Origin of the sequence: Amycolatopsis azurea DSM 43854, from assembly GCF_001995215.1 — a bacterium.
In the GTDB taxonomy this organism is placed as follows: domain Bacteria; phylum Actinomycetota; class Actinomycetes; order Mycobacteriales; family Pseudonocardiaceae; genus Amycolatopsis; species Amycolatopsis azurea.
Genome location: NZ_MUXN01000002.1, coordinates 78,155 through 101,087, shown reverse-complemented (window position 1 = coordinate 101,087; position 22,933 = coordinate 78,155). Strand labels below are relative to the sequence as shown.

Sequence of the window (22,933 nt, the reverse complement as noted above, 5' to 3'; positions counted from 1 at the left end):
CATGCCCGACAGCGGCACGACGGCACCGTCGGACATTCGAGTCGAACACGCGTTCGACAAATGATCGAATCCGGGGTAGGTTCGGTTGCCATGACACCCGCGCTTCAAGCCTCGCTCTTCGACGAGTGCGCCGCCCTCGGGCTCGGCTCACTCGACGGGACGCGTCGCACCGAGCTGACCCGGGGTGCCTGGATCGACGTGCTGCCCGGCTGGCTCACCGGCGCCGACGAACTGTTCACCCGGCTCGCCGAGGACGTGCCCTGGCACGCCGAACGACGGCAGATGTACGACCGTGTCGTCGCCGTCCCCCGGCTGCTGAGCTACTACCGCGAGGGCATGCCGCTCCCCCACCCACTCCTCACCGAGGCGCGGGAGAAGCTCTCCGCGCATTACGCGGACGAGCTCGGCGAGCCGTTCGTGACGTCCGGTCTGTGCTTCTACCGGGACGGGCGCGACAGCGTCGCCTGGCACGGCGACGACACGGGACGCTCCCGCACCGAGGACACCATGGTCGCGATCGTCTCGGTCGGCGCCGCCCGGCAGCTGGCGCTGCGCCCGCGTGGCGGGGGCGAAACCCTCCGGCACGCCCTCGGCCACGGCGACCTGATCGTCATGGGCGGCAGCTGCCAGCGGACCTGGGAACACGCCATCCCCAAGACCGCCAAACCCGTCGGGCCGAGGATCAGCATCCAGTTCCGGCCGAGAGGAGTGGCCTAGCTTCAGTCCAGGAGCACGGGCAGAGCGTCGACGCCGTAGACGATCGAGACCTTCCGGAAGCCCACCTCGTCCGGTTCGATCGCCAGCCGCATCTCCGGGAACCGGCGCACCAGCGCGGGATACGCGGTGCGCAGCTCCATCCTGGCCAGTTCGGCACCGATGCACCGGTGGATGCCCCAGCCGAAGGCGAGGTGCGACGTCGGCTCGCGGGTCGCGTCGAACTCCTCCATGTCCTCGCCCAGGACGCCGTCGCGGTTCGCGACGCTGAGCGAGACCAGGACGATGTCGCCCTTCGAGATCTGCACGCCGGCGATCTCCATGTCCTCCTTGGCGAAGCGAGGGAAGGCCATCTGCACGACGGTCAGGTAGCGCAGCAGTTCCTCGACGAACTTGTGGACGGCGTCGTCGTCACCGCGGACGGTGTCGAACAGCGAACGGTCCTTCAGTAGTACGAGGGCGCCGAGCGCGAGCATGCTCGCCGTGGTCTCCAGCCCGCCGGTGAGCACACCGTCGGCGAGACCGGCCAGTTCGCGGTCGTCGATCTCGTCGCCGTGCTCCTTGATGAGCATGCCGAGCAAGCCGTCGCCCGGGTTCTCCCGCTGCTTCTTGACGATGTCGTCCAGATAGGACAGTGACTCCGTCATCGCGCCGAGTGACGCGCCCGCGCCGCCGAAGAGGTCGAACCGCGCGGTGCTCAGGCGCTGGAAGTCGTCGCGGTCCTCGTACGGGACGCCCAGCAGCTCGCAGATGGTCAGCGACGGGATCGGCAGGGCGAAGGCCTCCCACAGGTCGACGGGCCCGTCCGCCTTCTCCATCGCGTCGAGCTGGTCGGCGACGATCTCGTCGATTCGCGGCGTCAGCCGGGACAGCCGCCGCATGGTGAACTCCGGGGTGAGCAGGCGCCGCAGCCTGGTGTGCACCGGCGGATCGGCGAACCCGAGCCCACCGGGGTTCTGGTCCTCGGTCACGCCCGCGTTCCCGACCAGATTCGTGAAGTCGCTGCTGAACTCGGTCACCTTGCCGAGTACGGCCTTGGCCTCGTCGTAGCCGGTGACCAGCCAGGCGTTCATCCCGAACGGCAGGTCCAGCTTGCTGATCGGCTCGTCCGCGCGGATGCGGCCCAGCTCGGCCACCGGGTCGAGACCGTCGCGTTTGAGCGGCTTCAGCGCGCTGTCCGGGATGATCGACATCTTGGCCAGGTCGAAGCCGTTTTTCTGCTGACGCGCGAGGTAGCGGCGGCCGATCCACGCCAGCACGCGCGAGCGAATGCTCCCCATAGTCCGCACCCTACTCCAGCCACTGGCCACCTGACCTGGCACAACAGGTCGCGTTCGCCCGGCCGGGCAGGAATTTCGACGGCTGTTCACCCGCCGTCCCACTCGATTCGTCACGTCCAGAACGTCGGATTCGAGCCGCGGACGGTTCCCAGTGGCCGGGAGACGTCGATCACGGCCGGTCACGACGAACCGGAGAGAACGCCTGACATCCGGCGGGGGTCATGAGATTGTCGGACCCTGCTGGGAGGATTCGGACATGTCACCCTCGCTCATCGGAAGGGACCATCCCGCGGGTGTGCTCCGCGCGGAAATCGCCCGTGCCGCCGAAAGCCACGGCGGGCTGGTGCTGGTCACCGGCGAGGCCGGGATCGGCAAGACCACGCTGGTCACCGGCGCCGCCGACGAGGCGAAACGCCTCGGCGCCCTGGTGCTCAACGGGTCCTGCTGGGACTCGTCGAGCGCGCCGGGCTACTGGCCGTGGACGCAGGTCGTGCGCGGGCTGCGGCGCGCGGTCGGGCAGGGCCGTTGGGCGGCGATGGCGGACAGTGAGCTGGACGTCCTCCTCGGCGAGACCCGCGGCGACGGCGCGGCGGACGGGTTCCGGCTGTACGACGCGGTGACGAGCGTGCTGGTGGCCGCCTCCCAGGATCAGCCGATCGTGGTGGTGCTCGACGATCTGCACTGGGCCGACGCCGCGTCGCTGCGGCTGCTCGAGTTCGCCGCGCGGCACACCTGGTTCGAACGGCTCCTGCTGATCGGCACGTACCGGGACGTCGAGGTCGAAGCGACCGATCATCCGCTCCGCTCCCTCATGCTGCCGTTGCTCGCGAAGGCCACTTCGGTCACTCTCACCGGGCTCGAACCGGAAGAGGTCGGCCGGCTCATGGCCAGGACGGCGGGCGCGGAGCCGGACGGCGCGCTGGTCACCGAGGTCCACCGCCGCACCGGCGGAAACCCGTTCTTCGTCGAGCAGACCGCGCGGCTCTGGCACAGCGGCGGCTCCGCCGAGACCATCGCGCCCGGGGTGGCCGACGCGTTGCAACGACGGCTTTCCCTGCTCCCCCAATCGGTTCTCGATCTCCTGACCACCGCGTCCGTACTCGGCAGGGAATTCCACCGAAGACTGCTCGCGGGCGTCGCGTCGGCACCCGTGCCCCAGGTCGACAGACTGCTCGACCAGGCCGTCGCGGCCCGGCTGGCCGTGGTGCAGGGGCAGGGCCGGTTCGCCTTCGCGCACGACCTCGTCCGCGAGACGCTGTACGCGAACCTGTCCGAAGCGGACAGGCGGAAGCAGCACGCCGCGGTGATCGCGACGGTCCGCGACGCCCCGGCGGCACCGGGCAGGCTCTTCCCCGCGGACATGGCCCGCCACGCGCTGCTCGCGGGCCGGGAACTCGATCCGGAAGAGGCCGTCGACCTGTTGCTGACCGCCGCGATCGACGCCACCGGCCGCATGGCGCTCGAGGAGTCGGCCACTCATTACCGGCGAGCGATGGAGGTCGCCGTGGATCGCCGCCGCCGCGCGGTGATCGCCCTCGAACTGGGAGCCCACCTCACGCGTCACCAGAGCTCCGAAGAGGGTCAAGAAGTCCTCGACGGCGCGTCGGCGCTCATTCGCGAACTCGACGACGACGATCTGCTCGCCCGGCTCGCGCTGACCCTGATCCGGGCCGATCACAAAGGACTGCGGGTCGAGGAGACCACGGCGCTGCTCACCGAGGCGTACCAACGGCTCTGCGGCGGGAAACCCGGCGACGACATCGACTTGATGACGCAGGAACTGACCGCGCGGATCATGATGACCGCCCGCGACGTGCACGACGATTCCGCCCTGCTGTTCGGGTTGTGGGCCCGGCACGACGCGATCTGGGGGCCGGGCACCGCCGCGGAACGACAACGGCTCACCGAGGAACTGATCGCGGTCGGCCGCCGCACGGCGAACCCGGAGCTGGAGCATTTCGCGTCGTCGTTCCGCTGGGTGGCGTTGCTGGAGCAGGGTGATCCGCGCTATCTGGAGCAGTACCGGGACTTCCTCACGATGGCGAGCGACAACCAGGTGCCGAGTTCGTATCTGGCTTCGATGATCGACCGGAACATCATCGCCACCCTCCAAGGCCGGTTCGCCGAGGCGGAGGCGTCCCTCCGGCAGCTGGCGCGCAGTGAAGACGACCACGAGCATCCCTACTTCGGCAATCTGCACCAGTTGCAACAGTGGGCGAGATGGTGTCTGCAAGGCCGTTTCGAGGACCTCGCCGGGTTGCACCGGGAGATCGCGCGCAGCGGCTACGGCTACAGCAGGCTGTTGGAAGCGATCACCGCCGCGCAACGGGAGGACGTCGCGGAAGCCGTACGGCTCACCGATCTCGCGGCCGAGGCGAGGCCGTTCCCGCGCGAACTGGAGCCGCTGTGGCTGCGCTGCCAGGCGCAGGCGGCCGCGTTGTCCGGCGATCCCGGCCGCTGTGAGGCGGCCCGCGCGGTACTCGCCCCGCACAGCGGCGAGTGGGTGGTCTCGCTCTACGGCTGCGAAGTCTCCGGGCCGGTCGATCTGTGGCTCGGCAGGCTCGATCTGGCCCAGCACCGGTGGAACGACGCGGTCGAAAGGCTGCGGGCCGCGGCCCTCTCGGCAGACCGGATGCAGTCCACGCCGTGGGCGGTCGAAGCGAAGTCCTGGCTGGCGAAAGCCTTGCTGGGCAGGAATCTCGAAGAAGACTCCGCCGAAGCGGCGACCCTGCTGTCCGAAGTGGACAGAGAGGCCGGCACGATCGGGATGCGTCAGGTCGTGGCGCGGGCCGCGGAGACCCGGAAGAACGCGCAGGCGCCGCCCTCCCCCGCCGCCGAGTTCCGGCGCGACGATGCCGTGTGGACCTTGCACTACGAAGGCGTCACCGCGCACCTTCCGGATTCGAAAGGCTTGCGGGATCTGCATTTCCTGCTCGGCAGGCCGGGTTCGGAAGTGACGTCCGTGCGGCTGCTCGATCCCGAAGGCGGTGAGGTGGTCGTCGCCGCCAAGAGCCTCGGCGGGGACGCCGTCCTCGACGACGAGGCGAAGGCCCGGTACCGCGCGCGGCTGGACGAGCTCGACGAACTGATCGACACCGCGGCGGAACTGGGCCAGGACACCCGCGCCGCCGCGTTGGATCGCGAAAGGGACGCGCTGCTGGCGGAACTGCGATCCGCGGCCGGGCTCGGCGGCCGCACCCGGCGGCTCGGCGACGAGGCCGAACGCGCCCGCAAGACGGTGACCGCCCGGATCCGGGACACCCTGCGCAAACTCGACGAGCAACACCCGGCGCTGGCCGCGCACCTGCGGGCGTCGGTCACCACCGGGTCTTCGTGCCGCTACGCGCCGGAAGACAAGGTCCCCTGGCGGCTCTGAGCCGCCAGGGGACCTTGCCACCCCCAGTTACTTGCGGTTGTAGAGCCGCATGGTCAACGTTCCGAACACCGCGAGGATGACGCCGCCCGCGATCAGCACCCAGGTGATCTCGCCGCCGTCCCAGTTGCCGTCCATCATCGAACGGACCGCCGCGACCACGTGGGTCACCGGGTTGACGTCGACGAAGGCCTGCAACCAGCCCGGCATCGTCTCCGGGTTGACGTAGATGTTGCTGAGGAAGGTCAACGGGAACAGCACCATCATGCTGACGCCCATCACCGACTTCTCACTGCGCAGCAACAGGCCGAACATCGTCCAGATCCACGAGAACGCGAACGAGAACGCCAGCAGCAGGAGGATCGCGGCGGCCACGCCACCGAATCCGCCGCCGGGCCGGAAGCCCATGATCAGCCCGACGCCGAGGATCACCAGCGACGCGATGAGGTAGCGCAGCAAGTCGCCGAGCAGGTAGCCGACCATCGCCGACGGCCGCCAGATCGGCAGCGTGCGGAACCGGTCGAAGACACCCTTCTCGATGTCGGTGTTCACCGAGATCCCGGTGTACATGGTGATCATCAGGATGCTGCTCGCCATGATGCCCGGCAGCACGAACTGCAGGTACTGCGTCGGCGAGCCGGACAGCGCGCCGCCGAACAGGTAGGTGAACATCAGCGTCATCATGATCGGGAACGCCGTGACGTCGAACAGCTGCTCGGGCACGTGCTTGATCTTCAGCATCGCGCGCCACCCGAAGGTGACCGACGCCGACAGCGCGCTCGGGCGCTGAGGGCGGTTCTTCGCGATCAGGACGGCGGCGAGGTCCTCCGCCTTCGGTGCCGCGAGAACGGGTTCGTTTTCTTTGACTGCCGTGGTGCTCAAGCTGTTTCCTCCTCTTTGCCGCGCGCGTCCGCGATCGGGTCGCCAGGGCGCGCGTTCGAGATGACACTTCTGTCCGAGGGAATAGGCGCCCTGCCGCCCCGATAGCGGGGCATGGCCGACGCGCGCCTTGTGGCCGCCAAAAGCTCGGGTGCTCGGCTGACCTCTGTGCTCAAGCTGCACTCTCCTGAGAAGAAGCCGCGGTGCGGTCGGTGAGGGCCAGGAAGACCTCGTCAAGGCTCGGCTGGCCGAGGGAGAAGGTGTCGACGACGATGCCCGCGCGGGCGAGCTCCGCCAGGGCACGCGCGGCGTGTTCGGCGGCCCCCTGTTCGGTGCTCTCGCCCGAAAGGCGGGCGGTCAGCGCGACGGGATCGGATTCGAGCACCACCTGGGCTTCCAGGTTGCGGACGAGGAGCGCTTCCGCCTCCGGCCGCTGATCGGCCTCGCGCAGCCGGACGTGGACGGCACCCGCGCCGACCGACGCCTTCAGCTGCCCCTTGGTGCCTTCGGCGATCACCTTGCCGTGATCGATGACGGCGATGCGCGAGGCCAGCTGGTCGGCCTCGTCGAGGTACTGCGTGGTCAGCAGGACGGTGGTGCCGTGCCGCACGATCGCGCGGACGATGTCCCAGACCTGGTTGCGGCTGCGGGGATCGAGCCCGGTCGTCGGTTCGTCGAGGAAGAGCACGTCCGGGGTGTTGAGGATGCTCGCGGCGATGTCGATCCGCCGCCGCATCCCGCCGGAGTAGTTCTTCACCTGCCGCCCCGCGGCCTCGGTCAGGCCGAACGCCGCCAGCAGCTCTTCGGCCCGTGCGCGGGCGGCCGGTTTGCGGTGCCCGGTCAGCCTGCCGATCAGGACGAGGTTCTCGGTCCCGGTCAGGTCCTCGTCGACCGAGGCGTACTGCCCGGTCAGGCTCACCATGGACCGGACCGCGTCGGCGTCGCGGACGACGTCCTTGCCGAAGACGCGCGCTTCACCGCCGTTGGGGCGGAGCAGGGTCGCGAGCATCTTCACCGCGGTGGTCTTGCCGGCGCCGTTCGGGCCGAGGACGCCGTACACAGTGCCGGCGGGGACCTTCAGGTCGATCCCGTCGACCGCCCGGTTCTCCCCGAACACCTTGACCAGCCCCGAGGCTTCGATGGCCAGTTCACTCATTTTCCTTTTCCTTTCAGAAACTTTCAGCAGACGTAGGGGCGCGCGGTGCGCGCGTCACGCAGGGCGAGGCCCCACCAGACGAGCTCGTCGAGCAGGGTGGTCACGGCCTGTCCTTGGCCGTCGGTGTCGATGGGGGTGCCGTCACGGGCGAAGGTTCCGTCGAGGAGGTTGAAGGCGACGGTGTCCCGCATCGTCACCGTGTGCAGCTCGGTGAAGACCGAGCGCAGCTGCTCGACGGCGTAGAGGCCCTGCGACCGGTGACCGTAGGAGACGAAACCGACCGGCTTCGCGCGCCACTCGTCGTAGGCGCAGTCGATCGCCTGTTTGAGCGACGCCGGGAAACTGCGGTTGTACTCGGGGGTGACGACGACGAACGCCTCGACCTCGTCGACCAGCCTCGCGAACCGCTTCATGTCGGGCGTCGGCTGCTCCGGCAGTCCGGCGGGCATGGTGAAGTCGATCAGGTCGAGGACGTCGACGACGACATCGTCCCGCTCCTCCGCGCGGCCGGCGAACCACTTGCCGACGGCGTCCCCCACCCGGCCTTCGCGGGTGCTGCCGATGATCACCGCGACCCGCAGTGGGCTGTCCTTCATGACCGACCTCCTCTCGCTTCACCCCCTAGGCGCGAGAAAGCCGCCGGGCGTTCGCTAGATCGGATCTAGCGGACGCCCGGCGGCTTCGGTCGGTGATCGCGTTACGCGTCGAGCGCGATGGCGATCGCGCCCAGCAGGGACGCGTCCTGGTCGAACTTCGCCGACACCAGTTCGGGCGGGAACGGCACCGCCCTGGCCAGCCGCTCACGCAGCGCGGGAAGCAGGATGTCGGCCGAGCGCACCAGTCCCCCGCCGACGGCGATGCGCTGCGGGTCGAGCGCGATGGCGAGGTTCGCGACGTGCATCGACAGTTCGTCGAGCGCCGCGCCCACCAGGTCCTTGGCCCGAGCGTCCTCCCTGGCGAGGCCGAACAGCTCGCCCGCGGTTACCGGGCGGCCGAGCAGCACACTCGCCCGGCCGCCCAGCCCACGCCCACCGACGGCTTCCTCCAGCGGCGCCGCTCCGCTGGCGAACCCGTCGGTGTCCTGCGGCGAGAGGAGGTTGTACCCGATCTCTCCCGCAGCGCCATTCGCGCCGGCCAGCAGCCGGCCGCCGACCAGGACCGCCGCGGCGATCCCGGTCCCCAGCGAGAGGAACACCGCCGGATCGGTGTCCGCCAGCGCCCCCCATCGCCATTCCGCGAGCGCCGCCGCCTTGGCGTCGGTGCCCACCTCGATTCCGACGCCGCCGAACTCGTCGGCGACGAGTTCGCGCAGCCGTAGTTCCTCCCAGCCCGGCACGTTGGGGGCCAGCAGGATGCGGTCCTCCAGCACGATGCCGGGACTGACGACGCCGATCGCGCCGAGGTTGTCGGCGGCGCCTTCGTCGGCGAGCAGTTTCCGCGCGGCGGCGAGCGCCCGGCTCACCACCTGTTCGGCGCCCGCCTGCGCGTCGGTGTCGAGCCGCCGGGTGACCAGCAGGCTCCCGGCTCTGTCCGCGAGCCCGATCGCGACCTTCGTCCCGCCGAAGTCGATCCCCAGGATCAGTTCTTCCCCCGTCACTTCCCGTTCCCCTCTGCCGCCCCCACGAACGATTCCTGAATTCCCTTGGGCCCGAACGGCCACACGCGCTCCGCCTTCGCGTAGGCGAGGAACGCCGCGACGCCGAGCGCGATCCATCCCACCGAAAGCCCGATCGAGAGCCAGGTGGCGGAGAAGTAGATGTAGACCCAGCCGAGCAGCGCGATGACCGTCGGGATCGGGTAGAGCCATTGGCGGTACGGCCGGTCCAGTTCGGGCCGCCGTCGCCGCAGCACCACGATCGCCGCGACCTGGGCGAGCGACTGGATCAGCACGAGCACCGTCACCGCCGCGTTGATCACCGCGGTCAGTGTGAACAGCGAGCCGATCGCGGTGATGGCGCCCATCGTCAGCACACCGGCCGTCGGCAGGTTGAGCTTCGGGTGCAGTTTGGCGAACACCGGCAGGAACACCTTGTCGCGCGCGGCCTCGAACGGGACCCGCGAGCCGCCCAGCAGACCGGCGAACACCGAGCCGACCGCGGCGATCACGATGAACACGGTGATGACCTTGGCCGTGCCCGTGCCCCACGCCTGTTCCAGCACGGTGGAGGCGACCGACGTGGCGTTCTTCAGCTCCTCCAGCGGGATCGAGCCGAGCACGCCGAGCTGCAGCAGGAAGTACAGGCTCATGATGCCGAGGATCGAGAAGATGATCGACCGCGGCAGCGTCCGGCCCGGGTCACGCACCTCGCCGCCGAGGTAGGCGCTGGTGTTGTAGCCCAGGTAGTCGTAGATGGCGATGATCAGGCCCGCGCCGAGCCCGGCCCAGAAGGCGCCGCCGCCGAAGGAGAAGGCGCCCGGCGTGAAGGCGAACGCTTGCGCGCCGTCGAAATGGGTGAAGGCCGCGACGATCACCGAGAGCGCGGCGAACAGCATGATCGCGAACAGGACGGTGGTCAGCTTCCCGATCTCGCCGATCTTGCGGAACAGCGCCAGCACGATCAGCGCGATGACACCGAGCCCGATGACCTTGCCGAGCGCGGTCGTCCCGCCGTCGTCGGCGACCCCGGGGATCAGGTACCCGAGGTACTGGACGAGGCCGATGATGCCGGTGGACATGATCAGCGGGATGAACAGCACCGCGCTCCAGGCGAACAGGAACGGCATGAGCCTGCCGGTCCGGAAGCCGAACGCTTCGCGCAGGTAGACGTAGGTGCCGCCGGCGCCCGGGAGGGCGGCGCCGAGCTCGGCCCAGATCAGGCCGTCGGCCAGCGCGATGACCGCGCCGATGAGCCAGCCGAACATGGCCTGCGGGCCGCCGAGGGTCGCGACCATCGCGGGGATGGTGACGAACGGGCCGATCCCGCACATCTGGGTCATGTTGATGGCGGTCGCCTGGAGCGGCCCGATCTTCCGCTCGAGCCCCGGCCGCGGGGATGAACTCAAAACGCGCCTCCCTGTTAGTTAGTAAAGTTTCTTAACATAATTTCGGGCGTGTCGGAAGGCCGGTCCGCAAAGTTGTCGTGCTCGGCGTCCACCCGGAATTGCCCGAAAGGGCGGAATCAGCCGGAATACCCCCGAACGGACCAAATCGTTACGTATCAGGGAGGCACCGTTCCGCGTCCTTAGCAAGAAGGGACGTCTTCACAGGGACGGTGAGGTCCATGAAACGGCTGTTCAGCGCGGCGATGGTGATCGCCGCCCTCGGCTTCGCGACGGCATGCGGAGGAACCTCCACTCCCCGCGACACTGCGCCCGCCGACCAGACCGGCGGCAGTGTGACCACGGAGCTCGCACCGACGGCGTCGGCAGGCTCGACCTCGTCGACCTCGTCCGGCGGAGGCGGCGGCCACACCGACGATCCGGCGCCGCCCGGGGTACCCGGCAGCCCGATCATCTACGACCACACCCGCCTCGGCGCCGCGCCGGAGACCGCCAAGTCGGACATCGAGGGCGACATCCGGAAGGTCTGCGGCCCGAAACTGTGCGGGGTGAAAGTGGTCATCTCCGGCAAGGGCGACTGCACCGCGAGCATCACCCTCTCGCCGGTGAAACCCGGCGGGACGGTGACGGTCAAGGCCAGGGCATGCCCGTCCGAGGTCACCGAGGAGAGCACGACCTCGGAAAGCCCGGCGTCGTCCAGCGAACCACCCGCCGAGACCACGTCCGGATGACGCCCCGGCGTGGCCTGCGCCGCCCGGAGCCGAAGGGTGCCGAGCCCGATCCCGGGCCGCCCCAGGCGCTCAAACTGGTCGGCGCGGTACTGGCCAACACGACCCTGCTCACCGCGTTGCTGTACTTCTTCGGGCTCATCGAGACGCAGGTGCTCTTCGCGTACTTCCGCGTGCACTACACGCTTCTCGCCCAGACCCCGGACGAGATCTTCGCGCGTGGTGTCGACGGCCTGTACCTGCCGCTGGCGGGTGCCGCGGGGGCGGTGCTCGGTTGCGTGATCGTCGTCCGGATCCTGCGGTTACGTCTCTCCGAGGGCGCGTGGACCCGGCTGCTGCGGATCTCCGCGCCGATCGCGGCCGGGCTGGGCGCCCTGCTGGTCATCGCAACCGTGCTGGTCGCGCTGAATCCGGAACCGTTCCGCGACCGTCCCGGCCTGCCGGGTCTCGGCTTCGGAGCCGGCGTGCTGATGCTGCTGTTCGCTTGGCGCCACTGGGCTTCGGCGCTGCGCCCGAGCCTGCTGGAACTCGTCCTGGGCTACGCGCTGGTCAGCATCGGGCTGTTCTGGGCCGTCAGCGACTATTCGGCGTCCGTCGGCACGCGGCGCGGTTTCGAGACCGCGGCGCAGCTCCCCGCGCGGCCCGCTGCGACGCTCTACAGCGCCGAGAGCCTCAACCTCACCGCAGGCGGCGTGCTCCAGGTGAAGTGTGCGGACCCCGATGCGGCCTACAAGTACCGGTACACCGGCCTGAAACTGCTGTTGCAGTCCGGCGGGCAGTACGTGTTCGTGCCGTCGGGCTGGCGGGCGGGCAGCGGTGTCGCGTTCGTGATTCCGAAGACCGAGAAACTCCGGCTGGAGTTCGGTCCCGCCCGGTCGACGCCACCCGCCGGCTGCTAGCTCAGGTGCCGCACCAGCCATTCCGTGATCGCCTCGTCGACCTGCCGCGCGATCGGCAGTTGCGGCGCCGGCTCGATGCCCGGGTCTTCGGCCAGCGGGTGCGCGAGGCCGGGAACGCGATCCAGCCGGACCTCGCCGGGCACGGAGTACTGGCCGCGCAACGCGCCGACGAGTTCGTCGGCATCGGTGCGGAAGCCGGGGAAATCCTCTTCACCACTGACCAGCAGCAGCGGCGCCTGCTTTTCCCTGGCCGAGATTTCACCCGATCGTGCGACGAAGTCGAGCTGATCCGCCGCCTGCTCCGACTCATCGTTCCACGGATACGGCTGCTCCAGCATGCCTTCGACCAGGCCGATCACCGAACGCGCCCGCACGGCGGGGTTGATCAGGGCCGCCGCTCGGACCGGGATCTCCCGTGTGGCCAGGATCGTCAGCGCGACGGCACCGCCGAGGGAACCTCCGACGACGGCCGTCCGGGAGGTGTCGAACCCGAACCGTTCGCGCAGCTCGGCCAGGGCTGCGGGGAATTCCAGCGCCGCCTGCCGGACGAACGGGTCGACGTAGGCGAGCATGGCGTCCCGCTGGGCCCGCTCGACGATGGCGTCCATGCTGCCGTCGACCATTCTCGCGCCGCACAACGGCATTCCGAGGTACACGCGCCACGCCGGCACCCCTGCCAGCGGCAACGCGGCCGCGAAGGCGGCGTCGGAACGCGGCGCGTCGATCATGTGCCACGCGACGACCACCGGCGCGGGGCCGCTGACCTCGGCCGATGGCGGCAAAACGGTGAACGGTACCCCCGCTGCCGTACCCGTGACCGGTTCTTCCACCGCGATCCTTCCTCGTACGCTGTCGATCTCCACGATATCCACGACGCACCGGAGGCGGACCTCGTTCCGCCACAAGCGAAACAGTATGCCCGCGGCGTCACCCCGACGCGCCGCGGAGGTGGTTGCGGGCGATCGGCGGCAGCCGAATAGTGTTGCGGCCCGGCCCTTTGGAGGTGAACCGCCCGTGCCCGATGTCGACTACTACGAAGTGCTCGGCGTGGGCAAGGCCGCCTCCGTCAACGAGATCAAGACCGCGTACCGGCGCCTCGCGAAGTCGCATCACCCGGACACCGGGGGTTCCGCGCTCACGTTCCAGCTGGTCCGCGAGGCCTACGACACGCTCAGCGATCCGATGCGGCGCGCGGGCTACGACGCGGGCGGTCGCTCCGTGCGCGTGCCGATCCGGCCGCGGCCGAGACGTCGCTTCGGCGAAGAGCCGGGCTACGAGCCCGAGCCGGTCGTGATCGACCCGGAAGACCTCGAATGGTGGGAGTTCGCCGCACAGGACGGGCGCGTGCGCCATGGGCGGCGGCGCGGTCCCGGGCACACCCCGGTCGTGGCGGCGGTCGGCGGGATGGTGCTGGTCCTGCTGCCGGTGCTGACCGGTGTCGGTTTCTCGGCCCCCACCCTGATCATCTGGCTGATCCTGACCGCGGGCACGGCCCTGCTGGTGCAACGGCTCGCGCGCGGCTACCTCGCCGCCTCCCGCGCCAAGAACCGGTTCGCCGCCGAATTCGGCGGGAAACGCGTATTCGGCACCCCCGGCACCGAGACCGACGAACTCGCCGAACGGCTCACCGCCGACATGCTGGAGCGCTATCTGACCCGGCTGCCCGGCGCGCGGATCTTCCACGGCCTCTCGTGGCCGGACTCGGTGTTCGCCGACGTCGACCACGCGGTGCTGTGCGGGAAGCGGCTCGTGCTCATCGAATCGAAGCTGTGGCTGCCGGGACACTACGAAACCGACGACGACGATCGCCTGTTCCGTAACGGCCGCGCCTTCCGCGGTGGCGGCAGCCGGCTGGCGGAGAGCCTCGCGGAATACCGGCGGATCCTGCCGGGGGTCGCGTTGCGTGGGGCGATGATCGTGTACCCGAGCCGGACCGGTGAGATCACCACGGATCCCGACGATCCCTCCCCCACGCCGCCGATGACGCCGGAGCAGTTCCTGCACGAGATCGGCGGCTGGCTGGCGGCAGAGCCGTCCACTGTGGACTCGGCGACGATGCGGGTGGTGCGGGACCGGGTGGTCGGCACCGTTTGATCCGGGACGCGGTCTCTGGGCAGGTCCGGACCGGAAGGTGTCGCGAAAGCCACTTTCGGGACACCAGACGTCGCGAAAGTGGCTTTCGCAACGCGAGCCGGAGCATCGACGCGACGTTCCCAGCATGCCGGACCCCACATCCGACGCAGTACATGAAGGCCCCCTTCCTTGCGCCTGGCGCAAGGAAGGGGGCCTTCATGTACTGAAAGAGAACTACCGGCCCGAGCGCTCCTTGTTGGCGCGCGCGGAACGGGTGCAGACCTCACCGACGTCGACCGTCTGGCCGCGGTCGATGTAGACGTCCGCGAGCCCGACGAGCTTGCCCTTCGGCGACGTACAGGTCAGCTGGTACGCCTCCTTGGGACCGTAGGTCGGCGGGATCGGCGCCTGGAACGAGACACCGCCGGTCCAGTCGTCCACAGTGGACGGGTTCGCCTGCGCGTAGTTGACCAGCACGGCCCGGTAGTCCCCGGCGGGCGGGTCGTACAGGATCGCGTGCTCTTCCGTGGTCGAACCGTTCGCCGACGACGACACCATGTTGCCCGCGGCGTCGAAGACGTACAGGTCCCAGTCGGTGTCCTGGCTGGCCCACTTGACGTCGACGCTGAACTTCCCGTTGTCCACCTTCGGCAGCCCGTCGACGTGGAACGTGAAGCTCTCCGACGTCGGGTCGGTCGGGTAGTTCGCGTTCGGCGCGGGCACACCCGGCGGGTTGGTCACCGCGATGCCGGCCTGCGCCGGACCCTGCGGCTCGCGGCCGTAGCGGCCCGCGACGTAGGGACGGGTCGACGGGTTGATCGACCACGCGAACCGGCCACCGGTCGAGGACAGCGACGAGTTCAGGTCGTCGGTGACGTAGATCGGCGGCTTCGTCGAGCCGTCGGGCTGCACCACCGGGGAGGTCGGCGTCTGGAAGGTCTTGTGCAGCTTCAGCTGGTAGCCCTTCGGCGCCGTACCGATCAGCGTCGAGTGCGCCGCCGGGTCGGCGGCGTTGGCCAGCATGTCGATGAAGGCCGCACGGTTGCCGCCCTTGCCCGCACCGGCCGCCGGGGCGACGCCGGTGTACTCGGCGACGACACCTGCCTGGAACGGCGGGTGGAACTCGGTGTTGCCGATCTCGAAGGTGAAGCCCCAGCCACCGGTGGCCCAGTACGACCAGTCCTCGGTCGAACCGGTCGTGTCGTAGAGCGCCCACGACGGCTGGCTGGTGTATCCGTTGCGCGAAGCCATCTTGTCGCCGAGCGCCTTGTACGCCGGCTCGTCGAGCGGCGGGCGGACGGCGGCGACACCCGGGACACGCAGCACCAGGTTCGAGAAGGTGTGCAGCGTGATCAGGTTGGTCACCTGGCGGTTGGACACGATCGAGCGGATGTTCTGCGTCTCGGGCTCGGAGAACGGGCCGGAGCCGCGGAACGTGTCGCTGCGCCACAGGGTCGACGCGCCCGCGCCGCCCCAGAAGCCCGCGTAGTTGCGGTTCGGGTCGGTGCCACGTTCACGGCCGCCGGGGTTGGCCTTGCAGACGCCGGTCGCGAATTCCTTGGGCGAGTCGTTGACGTTGCAGTTCTTGCGCTTCATCTCGTAGTCGAACCGCGAGAAGTCGCCCTTGGGCTCGGCCTCACGGGAGATTTCGAAGCCGTCGGGGTTGACGATCGGCACGATGATGTTGCGCGTCCGGCCGACCAGACCGCGAACCTCGGGGTTGTTGCCGGTGTAGCCCTTGATCAGTTCGTGGGCCCATTCCATGGCGTGCTCGCCCGCGGGCCACTCCCGGGCGTGGTGCACGCCCATGGTGAAGTTGACGGGTTTGCCGTCCGTGATGTTCTTGACGTCGGTCGCGATCTCGAGACCGACGACGTCACGGCCTTCCCAGGTCGGCTGCGGCAGCGTGAACGCCGTGGCCAGCTTGGGGTTCTTGCGGGCCAGTTCCTTGACCTCGAACTGGTAGTCGTAGAGGTGCCGGTAGCTCGTGCGCCCGGACGGCAGGGTGGAGCCCGGCGTCTTCGCGGCGTACTCGCGGTCGGTCTTGGCGTTCTGGATCGACCGGGCCGAAAGGTCGGCGTCGACCACCTTCGACTTGAAGCCGTTGTCCGCCAGCGTCTTGCGGTCGGCGTCGTTGGCGAGGACGACCTCGACGCCGGTCGCGTCGGCCTTCTCGGTGACGTCCAGCCCGAGCCGGAGGAGTTTGTCCTTGTCCTGCTTGGCCGGGGTTTCGACCCGGACCAGTTCGGCGCGCTGCGGCGCGGGCGCGGCGCCGGTCGGTGTCCCCTGCGGGGTGAGCGCGAGGAAGTCGACCCCCAGTACCGCGTCGCGGGTCTGCCCGTCGTACCGGCAGGTCTGCACGACCAGCTTCTGGCCCTTCTTCACGAATCCTTCGGCGAGTTCGTGACTGCGCAACGCGGCGGACGCGGCGACCACGGCACCGGTCGCCTGATCGAATACCGCGAGGTCCCAGTCGCCTTCGGTGCCGCCACGAGGCGCGAGGCGCGCCTGCAGCAGACCGTCTACTGTGGACGTGAACTCACGGCGGTCGGTGCCGGACGCACCCGGCTTCTGCAACGCGGCGAAACAGGACCGTGCCACGGCCTGATTGGCGCGCACCACGTTGTCCGCGGCCCCCGCCGTCGTGGCCGACGGAAGGGCCACGAAGGTGCCGGCGAGCACCAGTGTCGCCGCCGTCCATCCCGCTCTTCGCCGGTTTGGTGAATACCCCACAGACTGACCTCCTTGGACAGTCCGGTGACCGGGTGAGGTCACCGGTAGCGAGACACTAGACCCGAGACCCCACCCGGGGGACCCGCCACAAGTCGTCTGCACCCCTTTCGGCCCAACGATCTCACCGAAAGTGCAGGAACGATCACCGCGGATGGACGCCATAGAATGGGACTTTCCTGTCGATTCCGACAGGAAGACCTAAGAAAACCTTCAGGTTGGGCGGTTACCTTTCCACCATGACGACGTCCGAGGTCACCGCCAGATCACCGCTGGCCCTGCTGGCCGCCGTGGGCTCGGTCGCCGGCGGAGCACTGCTGATCCTGCTGCTGCAGGTCCTCCCCGCCACCAGCGACATCAGCCCGGTCCGCCGCACCATCAGCGAATACGCGCTGAGCGAGAACAAGTGGATCTTCGACGTCGCGGTCCTGCTGGTCGCCATCGGTTCGGCGATCGGCTTCGGCGCGCTGATCCGCCGCAAGCACCTGCCCGCGCTGTCCGCGGCGTCGGTCTTCTGCGCGCTCTGGACGGTGAGCCTGGTGGTGATCGTGGCGTTCCCCAAGAACAACTGGGCCATCGGGCCCAGCACCGGTGGCACCGTGCACCGGATCGCGAGCGTCGTGGCCTTCATCTGCCTGCCACTGGCGGTGTGGTTCGCCGCGAAAGCCGTCTTCCCGTCCTCCCCCGCCCGCCGCGCGGTGACGCGGGTGCTCGCGGTGGCGGCACTGGCCTGGTTCGGCGTGATCCTCGGGGCGATCGTGGTCTCGATGAACGGCGGCAGGCCGTGGTGGCAGGCGATCCCGCTGGGCCTGGTCGAACGCGCGATGGCGCTGACCGGGCTGATCGCGCTGGCGTCGCTGCTCATCCCGGCCCGGGCCGTCGGCGATCCCGACGGCCCGGCCTGACGAGACACGATTCTTCACCGCGTCAGACGAGGAACCCTCGCGACATGTCCTGGACGGGCAGGACGACACCGCCCGTTTGCCCGGCGTAGCGCGGTGCGGGAACGAGCTCGTCCTCGTCGGCGTCCTTGCGCAACCGCGCGGTGCAGACCGAAAGGTGCACCACGTTGGCGCGCTTGTGATGGCGGTACACGTGGACGTCGGTGGCGAAGCACGCCGCGGCGAGCAGGGCCCGCCGCTGCTCGATGCGCTCGTAGCCGACCCCCGCCGGGCAGAACACGGTCACCTCGACCTCGTCACCCCGCGGTTTGGTCCACAGGATCACCGGCAGCTTGCCGTCGAGCGTGCACACCCGCGCCCGGGCGAACCCGGTCCGCAGCCGGTGCTGCACGACGATCGAGCGGAGCCGGTCGCGGAGGAAGCGCCGCGCCGCTTTCCAGTAGAACAGCCAGTTCGCGACGCCGAACAGCACGACCGCGGCCCAGATCGGGCCCACGGCCTGGAACAGCGTGAACAACGCGTACGGGAAGACGAGCAGCGCACCGATCTCGTAGCGCCAGTGGTACAGCGCGACGAGCGGGTTGGGCCGCCTGACCACCGTGACCTCCCTGGCCAGCTCGGCGATCGCCTGGGGTTCCTGCCAACGGCTCATGACCTTCCTCCTGTCCGTCCGGCGGTCTGTTCGGCGGCCACCGCCGCCGCGGGAATGGAGCGGACGACACCGGCACCGGAGCAGTCCGGGCAAACGGCGTCCTCGTAGGGCCACCAGCCCGTGCCCCCGCACGGTTCGCACGCGTGCACGGTGTCCCAGCGCGGATCGCGGTAGACGCGGCGCCTGCTCCCCGGCACGCGAGTCACCTGCCAGCCGCGCGCGGCCGCCCGGCGGTCCTCCTCCGCCGCGAACAGCCATTCGTGGAAGCGCGCGAGAAGCCGATCGAACCAAGGTCGGGGTGTTGCCGTGTGGATCTCGTGGTGGGACATGAAGTTCACCCCCGATACTGCAAAACGCGGATTCGGGTCGGCACACACGACGCCTACTCCGGCATTCGTGTGGCCCACAGGCGGCTCGAACCGGTTCGGATGCGCAGCGTTACGATCAGATGGCTGACAGCATCCGCTTTCCGGTCGCGCCCGGGTCGCACCGGCCCTGGCCTCCCGGCGGGTCTCGCACCCTCGGACCTGGCAGAACAGGGCGCGTCACAGCCATTCCCACGTTGTGACACGACGTTGACCGACGCGCCAGCGCGGTCCGATTCGCTTGCTGTACTCTCGCCGTTGTGTGCACGTTCAGTCACCGCCCTACATTGCCTACCCGAGGTAGGTAAGCCCGTGTCTAGTGCCTACATGAAGCCTACATCGGCCGGGGACCGGCCGGTAAGTCCCGATGCGGAAACCGTTACCGCGTCGGATGTCGGCCGTGAGCTGCGGCGGCTGCGCAAGGCCGCGGGCGAAACGCAGGCCGAGACCGCCCGGATCATCGGTGTCACCAGGGCGAACCTGACCCAGTGGGAGACCGCGAAGTACCTGCCGTCGCCGCACAACGCCCGCCAGCTCGACGACCACTTCCGCGCCGCGAACAAGCTGTTCAGGCTGGTGGAGAAGGCCCGATCACCCCAGGAGCACGCCCCGCCCGCGGTCGGCGACGCAGGCGTCGTCGACACCTCTCGTTCGCTGCTCCAGGTCTTCCACACCGTCGGCGCCAAACTCACCGAGCACCTGATCCACGACGCCGACGGCAAACCGCTCGGCTGGCGCCACAACCTGCAGAAGAACACCGGGCCGAAGGCACTCAGCACCGCGTATGGGATCAATACGATGCTGCTGGTAGGCGATCCCTACATCGACCTACATACGCTCGCCGAAGATCTCTACCGGCTCCAATCGATGCACGGCTGGCGGGGCCGCGCGGGCGGGAAACGACCGGAGACCACCGCGTCGGTGGTCGACGCCCTCTTCCGCACCAGCACGATGTCCGCCGACGAAGGGCTGGCACGACTCGACGGGTCGCTCGACCTGTACAGCCGGACCCGCCCGTACCTGTTGTCCGCCGTGCTGCACACGGCGGTCCGGCTGCGGCCGGACGCCCCGCTGACCGACCGGCTGATCGACGCCCTCCTGGCGGCCCGGCTCGACTTCGACGGCTCACGCCTGTGGCCGGAGAAGAACGAGGCCGGCCTCGTCGCCCCGGAGGCCTCGGTGGTCCACACCGCGCGGTCGGTCGTCGCTCTCCGGGACGTCCTGCGCAGCCGTGAAGATCGCAACGATGTCCGGGAAGCGGCCGACGAAGCCACACAATGGCTCATCGAGCGGTCGCACTCGGACGACGGCGTGGCCGAGGACCTGGAAAGGCCTCGTCCCGACGGTGAAGGAACGACCCGGATCATCATCCGGCACTTCACCGCCGCCTGGGTCGTCCAAGCGCTCGCGAACGCCCCCTCCCTCCCCCTCCCCCGGCTCAACCGCGCGCTCGGAACCCTTTGGGAGCGCTACGACGCCGAACAAGGACTGTGGGTCTGGGGCAGCGGCGACCTCCCGATCTGGCAGACGCTGGACGCCGTCACCGCCCTCCGCGCGGCCGCGCTCGCGGCCGCCGCACCCCCGCTCAGCCCCCCAGGAACTCCATGATCGACTCTCCGCCCTCGACCCTCGTCGCCGCTCCGGACGGCGACGCGGACCTCACCTGGCTGCGCACGGTGGCACACCGGGTCCAGGACGCCCCGGGCACTTTTCTCGCGTGGCTCGAAGAAATCCTCGGCGACGAAGAAGCCGTGCGCGCCGCGGCGAAGCGTTCCTACTGGCATCCCAACGGATTCGCCAAAATGGTGCTCCACTCTTCGGCCGATTTCCGGATCCGGCTCCACGTCTGGCCGGAATCCGCGGAACCGTCCCGCGGTGAATCCAATCCGCACAGCCACCGCTGGGAATTCGCCTCGGCCATCGTCGCGGGCGAAGGCCTGCACATGGTCGAGTACCGCGAAACGCCCGAAGGCGGCAAGGCGCACAACCGCTTCCGCTACGGCGCCGATCCGGCGAATCCGGCCGCGTTGCTCGCGGACGGCGAAGCCCGGCTCGCGGTGGAGAAGACCCCGCACGTCCGGCGTGGCGACGTCTACTCGTGCGACACCACCGTCGTGCACACCGTCCGGCCGATCACGGCGGGCCTGACCGCGACGGTGGTGATCCAGGGCCCGCATCGCACCGGCACCACCGTGGTCTACTGCGAACCCGGCCAGACCGACGACCAGCCCAACGGCGAACTGACCGAGACCGACTTCCGGATCCTCGTCGGCGCCGTCGCGAAAGCGGTGGCGTCATGCCCCTGATCCGGCCCGCGCTGCGCCGCGGGATCCTCACCGACAGGGCGATCAGGCGCGCGCACCGGAACGGGGAACTCTCCATCACCCCGTTCGAACCCGGTCTCGTCCGCCCCGCCGCGATCAGCCTGCGGCTCGGCCACGAGGCTTTCGCGCTGGAATCGACCGGAACCGTCGACATCGCCGACCGGACCACGTATCCGGAACTGCGGCCGAAGGAACTCGACGCCGAAGGCAGGATCAGCGTCGAGCCCGGCGAAGTCGTCCTCGCGCCGACCCTGGAGAAAATCGGGCTTTCGGAGAAACTCGCCGGGCTCGTCGACGGCACGAGCGACTACGCGCGGCTCGGCATCAGCGTCGTCCTCTGTGGTCAGGTCAGCCCCGGCTTCGGCAGCGAGAAAGGCGCCGTGCTGACCCTGGAGATCGTCAACCACCTACGGCATCCGGTGCTCCTGCACCCCGGCACCCGGATCTGCAACCTGATGCTGTTCGCCTCCACCGGCAGCGATCAGCCCTACGGGACCATGCCCGGCAACTACTCCAGCGACCACACCGTCGCCCCGTCCCGATTGGCGGACCATGTCGGTCGTAACTGAACTCTCGCCCGTCGGTGACGACGTGCACCTCGGCGAACTCGGCGAACACGCCATCCTGGAACACATCCTGCGGCCGCGCTACGGCGGCGTCCACGGGTTCGGTGACGACTGCGCGGTCCTCGACGCCGAAGAAGGGCTTCGCGGCGAACTGGTCGCCACCACCGACAGCTGCCCCACTCCCCTGGTCACCATCCTGGGCGAAATGGATCCGTACCACGCGGGCTGGCTGCTGGCGACGATCAACCTGTCCGATCTGGCGGCGGCCGGCGCCACCCCGCTCGGCCTGGTCGTCAACTACACCCTGCCGAAGACGACCACGGCCGGCGAATTCCGGCGGCTTCTCGACGGCGTGGACGACTGCGCGGCGACACACGGGACCAAGGTCGTCGGCGGCGATCTCCGGGACGGTCCGGTCCGGCAGCTCACCGCGACCGCGATCGGCCGGTGCGTTCCCGGGAGCAGGCTCGGGCGCGCGGGGGCCGAGGCCGGCGATCGCCTGCTGCTGGTCGGTTCGCCCGGCTACCTCTGGGCGTACGCGTTGCTCGTCGAAGAGCAGGCTCGGCTCCCGGAGTCGGTCGTCGCGGAGATCCGTGACCGCGCCTGCCGTCCGATGGCCCAGGTGGCCGCCGGGAAGATCCTCGCCACGGCGGGGCTGGCGCGCGCGGCGATGGACGTGTCCGACGGCCTTTTCCCGACCGTGCGGACCCTGTGCGGCGCCAACGGTCTCGGCGCGCGGATCACGACGGACATCCAGCTCGACAACGCGCCCGCCGACGTCTGCGAACAGTCGGGACTCGGCCGGTTCGAACTCGCGCAGGCCTGGGGCGATTGGACACTCGTGGTCGCCGTGCGGCCGGACGACGTCGAACTCGCCAGGAAGACGCTCGCCGCGGAAGGCGTCGCCGCGCAGGAGATCGGCACCCTCGTTCCCCGCGAGGAAGGCATCTCGCTGGACGACGGCGAACCTTGGGAAGGGATCGCGCAGGAGCGCTTCTCGCCGAGTTCGTGGCACGGTGGCGAGCTTCCGAAGCTGATCACCGAGGTCCTCGGCAGGCGCGCGGGCTGAGCTCCGGCGGGTCGTGAGTGGAAAGTGTCGTTAGAACGACCCGAAACACTCACGACCCCCTCGGCCCAGCGCTACCCGACGGCGCCCAGCGTTGCGAAAGCCACTTTCGCAACGCTGAAGGTTGCGGAAGCCACTTTCGCAACACCCGAGGCCGGTATGCAGGCGCGCGGGGCTGAGCTCCGGGCCTCGTGAGTGGCGATTCGGGTTCTAACCCGAATCGCCA

Annotated in this window: 20 protein-coding genes; 10 read left to right on the top strand and 10 right to left on the bottom strand. The window is 69.4% G+C overall.

The features are described 5' to 3' along the window. The first annotated feature begins 90 nt into the window (after positions 1-90). Positions 91-717 carry an alpha-ketoglutarate-dependent dioxygenase AlkB gene (locus tag B0293_RS02805; RefSeq protein WP_039916072.1) on the top strand — a complete coding sequence of 209 codons (627 nt, stop codon included), beginning with the start codon at positions 91-93 and terminating at the stop codon, positions 715-717. Between the two features lie 2 nt (positions 718-719). Here B0293_RS02805 and B0293_RS02800 read toward each other — a convergent pair whose 3' ends face one another. Beyond that, entirely contained in the window at positions 720-1,994 is a 1,275-nt protein-coding gene (locus B0293_RS02800; RefSeq protein WP_039916075.1) for a cytochrome P450, read from the bottom strand. 256 nt (positions 1,995-2,250) lie between these two features. On the opposite strand from B0293_RS02800, the gene B0293_RS02795 reads away from it, so the two are divergent. Next, on the top strand, positions 2,251-5,370 hold the full coding sequence (locus B0293_RS02795) for an ATP-binding protein (RefSeq protein WP_005152800.1): 3,120 nt from the start codon (positions 2,251-2,253) through the stop codon (positions 5,368-5,370). Positions 5,371-5,397: 27 nt separating this feature from the next. On the opposite strand, the gene B0293_RS02790 is transcribed toward B0293_RS02795, so the two are convergent. The 5 genes from B0293_RS02790 to B0293_RS02770 all read right to left on the bottom strand — a co-directional run bounded on the left by B0293_RS02790 (position 5,398) and on the right by B0293_RS02770 (position 10,405). Further along, positions 5,398-6,249 carry an ABC transporter permease gene (locus B0293_RS02790; protein ID WP_005152803.1) on the bottom strand — a complete coding sequence of 284 codons (852 nt, stop codon included), beginning with the start codon at positions 6,247-6,249 and terminating at the stop codon, positions 5,398-5,400. 169 nt (positions 6,250-6,418) lie between these two features. Continuing rightward, positions 6,419-7,402, bottom strand: coding sequence for a daunorubicin resistance protein DrrA family ABC transporter ATP-binding protein (locus tag B0293_RS02785; protein ID WP_005152806.1), 984 nt, complete (start codon positions 7,400-7,402; stop codon positions 6,419-6,421). Between the two features lie 23 nt (positions 7,403-7,425). Further along, positions 7,426-7,998 carry an NADPH-dependent FMN reductase gene (locus B0293_RS02780; RefSeq protein ID WP_005152808.1) on the bottom strand — a complete coding sequence of 191 codons (573 nt, stop codon included), beginning with the start codon at positions 7,996-7,998 and terminating at the stop codon, positions 7,426-7,428. Between the two features lie 101 nt (positions 7,999-8,099). After that, entirely contained in the window at positions 8,100-8,999 is a 900-nt protein-coding gene (locus B0293_RS02775) for an ROK family protein (RefSeq protein ID WP_005152812.1), read from the bottom strand. Next, positions 8,996-10,405, bottom strand: coding sequence for an APC family permease (locus B0293_RS02770; RefSeq protein WP_005152813.1), 1,410 nt, complete (start codon positions 10,403-10,405; stop codon positions 8,996-8,998). Before B0293_RS02770 ends, B0293_RS02775 begins: the two co-directional genes overlap by 4 nt. A gap of 218 nt (positions 10,406-10,623) precedes the next feature. Here B0293_RS02770 and B0293_RS02765 point away from each other — a divergent pair, with 218 nt between their 5' ends. Together B0293_RS02765 and B0293_RS02760 are read left to right on the top strand one after the other, a co-directional pair. Beyond that, entirely contained in the window at positions 10,624-11,133 is a 510-nt protein-coding gene (locus tag B0293_RS02765; RefSeq protein ID WP_005152815.1) for a hypothetical protein, read from the top strand. Beyond that, on the top strand, positions 11,130-12,029 hold the full coding sequence (locus B0293_RS02760; protein WP_005152818.1) for a hypothetical protein: 900 nt from the start codon (positions 11,130-11,132) through the stop codon (positions 12,027-12,029). Before B0293_RS02765 ends, B0293_RS02760 begins: the two co-directional genes overlap by 4 nt. On the opposite strand, the gene B0293_RS02755 is transcribed toward B0293_RS02760, so the two are convergent. After that, on the bottom strand, positions 12,026-12,859 hold the full coding sequence (locus B0293_RS02755) for an alpha/beta hydrolase family protein (RefSeq protein ID WP_245191864.1): 834 nt from the start codon (positions 12,857-12,859) through the stop codon (positions 12,026-12,028). The genes B0293_RS02760 and B0293_RS02755 overlap by 4 nt on opposite strands. A gap of 184 nt (positions 12,860-13,043) precedes the next feature. Between B0293_RS02755 and B0293_RS02750 the strand changes: the two genes are divergently transcribed. Beyond that, entirely contained in the window at positions 13,044-14,123 is a 1,080-nt protein-coding gene (locus B0293_RS02750) for a J domain-containing protein (protein WP_005152823.1), read from the top strand. A gap of 213 nt (positions 14,124-14,336) precedes the next feature. Here B0293_RS02750 and B0293_RS02745 read toward each other — a convergent pair whose 3' ends face one another. Beyond that, positions 14,337-16,835, bottom strand: coding sequence for a M14 family zinc carboxypeptidase (locus tag B0293_RS02745; RefSeq protein ID WP_005152825.1), 2,499 nt, complete (start codon positions 16,833-16,835; stop codon positions 14,337-14,339). Positions 16,836-17,071: 236 nt separating this feature from the next. On the opposite strand from B0293_RS02745, the gene B0293_RS02740 reads away from it, so the two are divergent. After that, positions 17,072-17,737 carry a DUF998 domain-containing protein gene (locus B0293_RS02740; protein ID WP_005152826.1) on the top strand — a complete coding sequence of 222 codons (666 nt, stop codon included), beginning with the start codon at positions 17,072-17,074 and terminating at the stop codon, positions 17,735-17,737. 22 nt (positions 17,738-17,759) lie between these two features. Here the strand turns inward: B0293_RS02740 and B0293_RS02735 are convergent, their stop codons facing one another. Both B0293_RS02735 and B0293_RS02730 read right to left on the bottom strand, forming a co-directional pair. Then, positions 17,760-18,386, bottom strand: coding sequence for a hypothetical protein (locus B0293_RS02735; RefSeq protein ID WP_005152827.1), 627 nt, complete (start codon positions 18,384-18,386; stop codon positions 17,760-17,762). Further along, a complete protein-coding gene (locus B0293_RS02730) occupies positions 18,383-18,715 on the bottom strand; it encodes a hypothetical protein (RefSeq protein ID WP_005152829.1) in 333 nt (110 codons plus the stop codon). The genes B0293_RS02735 and B0293_RS02730 overlap by 4 nt, the downstream gene beginning before the upstream one ends. Positions 18,716-19,078: 363 nt before the next feature. Between B0293_RS02730 and B0293_RS02725 the strand changes: the two genes are divergently transcribed. Genes B0293_RS02725 through B0293_RS02710 form a run of 4 tightly spaced genes read left to right on the top strand, consistent with a single transcriptional unit; the run spans position 19,079 to position 22,710 of the window. Beyond that, complete coding sequence (locus B0293_RS02725) at positions 19,079-20,359, top strand: helix-turn-helix transcriptional regulator (protein WP_005152832.1); 1,281 nt, start codon at positions 19,079-19,081, stop codon at positions 20,357-20,359. Further along, positions 20,356-21,057: a hypothetical protein gene (locus B0293_RS02720; protein WP_005152834.1), complete on the top strand. Its 702-nt coding sequence runs from the start codon at positions 20,356-20,358 to the stop codon at positions 21,055-21,057. The genes B0293_RS02725 and B0293_RS02720 overlap by 4 nt, the downstream gene beginning before the upstream one ends. Next, a complete protein-coding gene (dcd, locus tag B0293_RS02715) occupies positions 21,048-21,644 on the top strand; it encodes a dCTP deaminase (RefSeq protein ID WP_005152837.1) in 597 nt (198 codons plus the stop codon). Before B0293_RS02720 ends, dcd begins: the two co-directional genes overlap by 10 nt. Then, complete coding sequence (locus tag B0293_RS02710; protein ID WP_005152838.1) at positions 21,628-22,710, top strand: thiamine-phosphate kinase; 1,083 nt, start codon at positions 21,628-21,630, stop codon at positions 22,708-22,710. The genes dcd and B0293_RS02710 overlap by 17 nt, the downstream gene beginning before the upstream one ends. Positions 22,711-22,933 lie beyond the last annotated feature (223 nt).

Bases quoted from the DNA above. Each gene is read 5' to 3' on its own strand.
- B0293_RS02805 (WP_039916072.1), top strand. From the start codon at position 91: ATGACACCCGCGCTTCAAGCCTCGCTCTTCGACGAGTGCGCCGCCCTC.
- B0293_RS02800 (WP_039916075.1), bottom strand. From the start codon at position 1,994: ATGGGGAGCATTCGCTCGCGCGTGCTGGCGTGGATCGGCCGCCGCTAC.
- B0293_RS02795 (WP_005152800.1), top strand. From the start codon at position 2,251: ATGTCACCCTCGCTCATCGGAAGGGACCATCCCGCGGGTGTGCTCCGC.
- B0293_RS02785 (WP_005152806.1), bottom strand. From the start codon at position 7,402: ATGAGTGAACTGGCCATCGAAGCCTCGGGGCTGGTCAAGGTGTTCGGG.
- B0293_RS02780 (WP_005152808.1), bottom strand. From the start codon at position 7,998: ATGAAGGACAGCCCACTGCGGGTCGCGGTGATCATCGGCAGCACCCGC.
- B0293_RS02765 (WP_005152815.1), top strand. From the start codon at position 10,624: ATGAAACGGCTGTTCAGCGCGGCGATGGTGATCGCCGCCCTCGGCTTC.
- B0293_RS02760 (WP_005152818.1), top strand. From the start codon at position 11,130: ATGACGCCCCGGCGTGGCCTGCGCCGCCCGGAGCCGAAGGGTGCCGAG.
- B0293_RS02740 (WP_005152826.1), top strand. From the start codon at position 17,072: ATGACGACGTCCGAGGTCACCGCCAGATCACCGCTGGCCCTGCTGGCC.
- B0293_RS02735 (WP_005152827.1), bottom strand. From the start codon at position 18,386: ATGAGCCGTTGGCAGGAACCCCAGGCGATCGCCGAGCTGGCCAGGGAG.
- B0293_RS02730 (WP_005152829.1), bottom strand. From the start codon at position 18,715: ATGTCCCACCACGAGATCCACACGGCAACACCCCGACCTTGGTTCGAT.
- B0293_RS02725 (WP_005152832.1), top strand. From the start codon at position 19,079: ATGAAGCCTACATCGGCCGGGGACCGGCCGGTAAGTCCCGATGCGGAA.
- B0293_RS02720 (WP_005152834.1), top strand. From the start codon at position 20,356: ATGATCGACTCTCCGCCCTCGACCCTCGTCGCCGCTCCGGACGGCGAC.
- dcd (WP_005152837.1), top strand. From the start codon at position 21,048: ATGCCCCTGATCCGGCCCGCGCTGCGCCGCGGGATCCTCACCGACAGG.
- B0293_RS02710 (WP_005152838.1), top strand. From the start codon at position 21,628: ATGTCGGTCGTAACTGAACTCTCGCCCGTCGGTGACGACGTGCACCTC.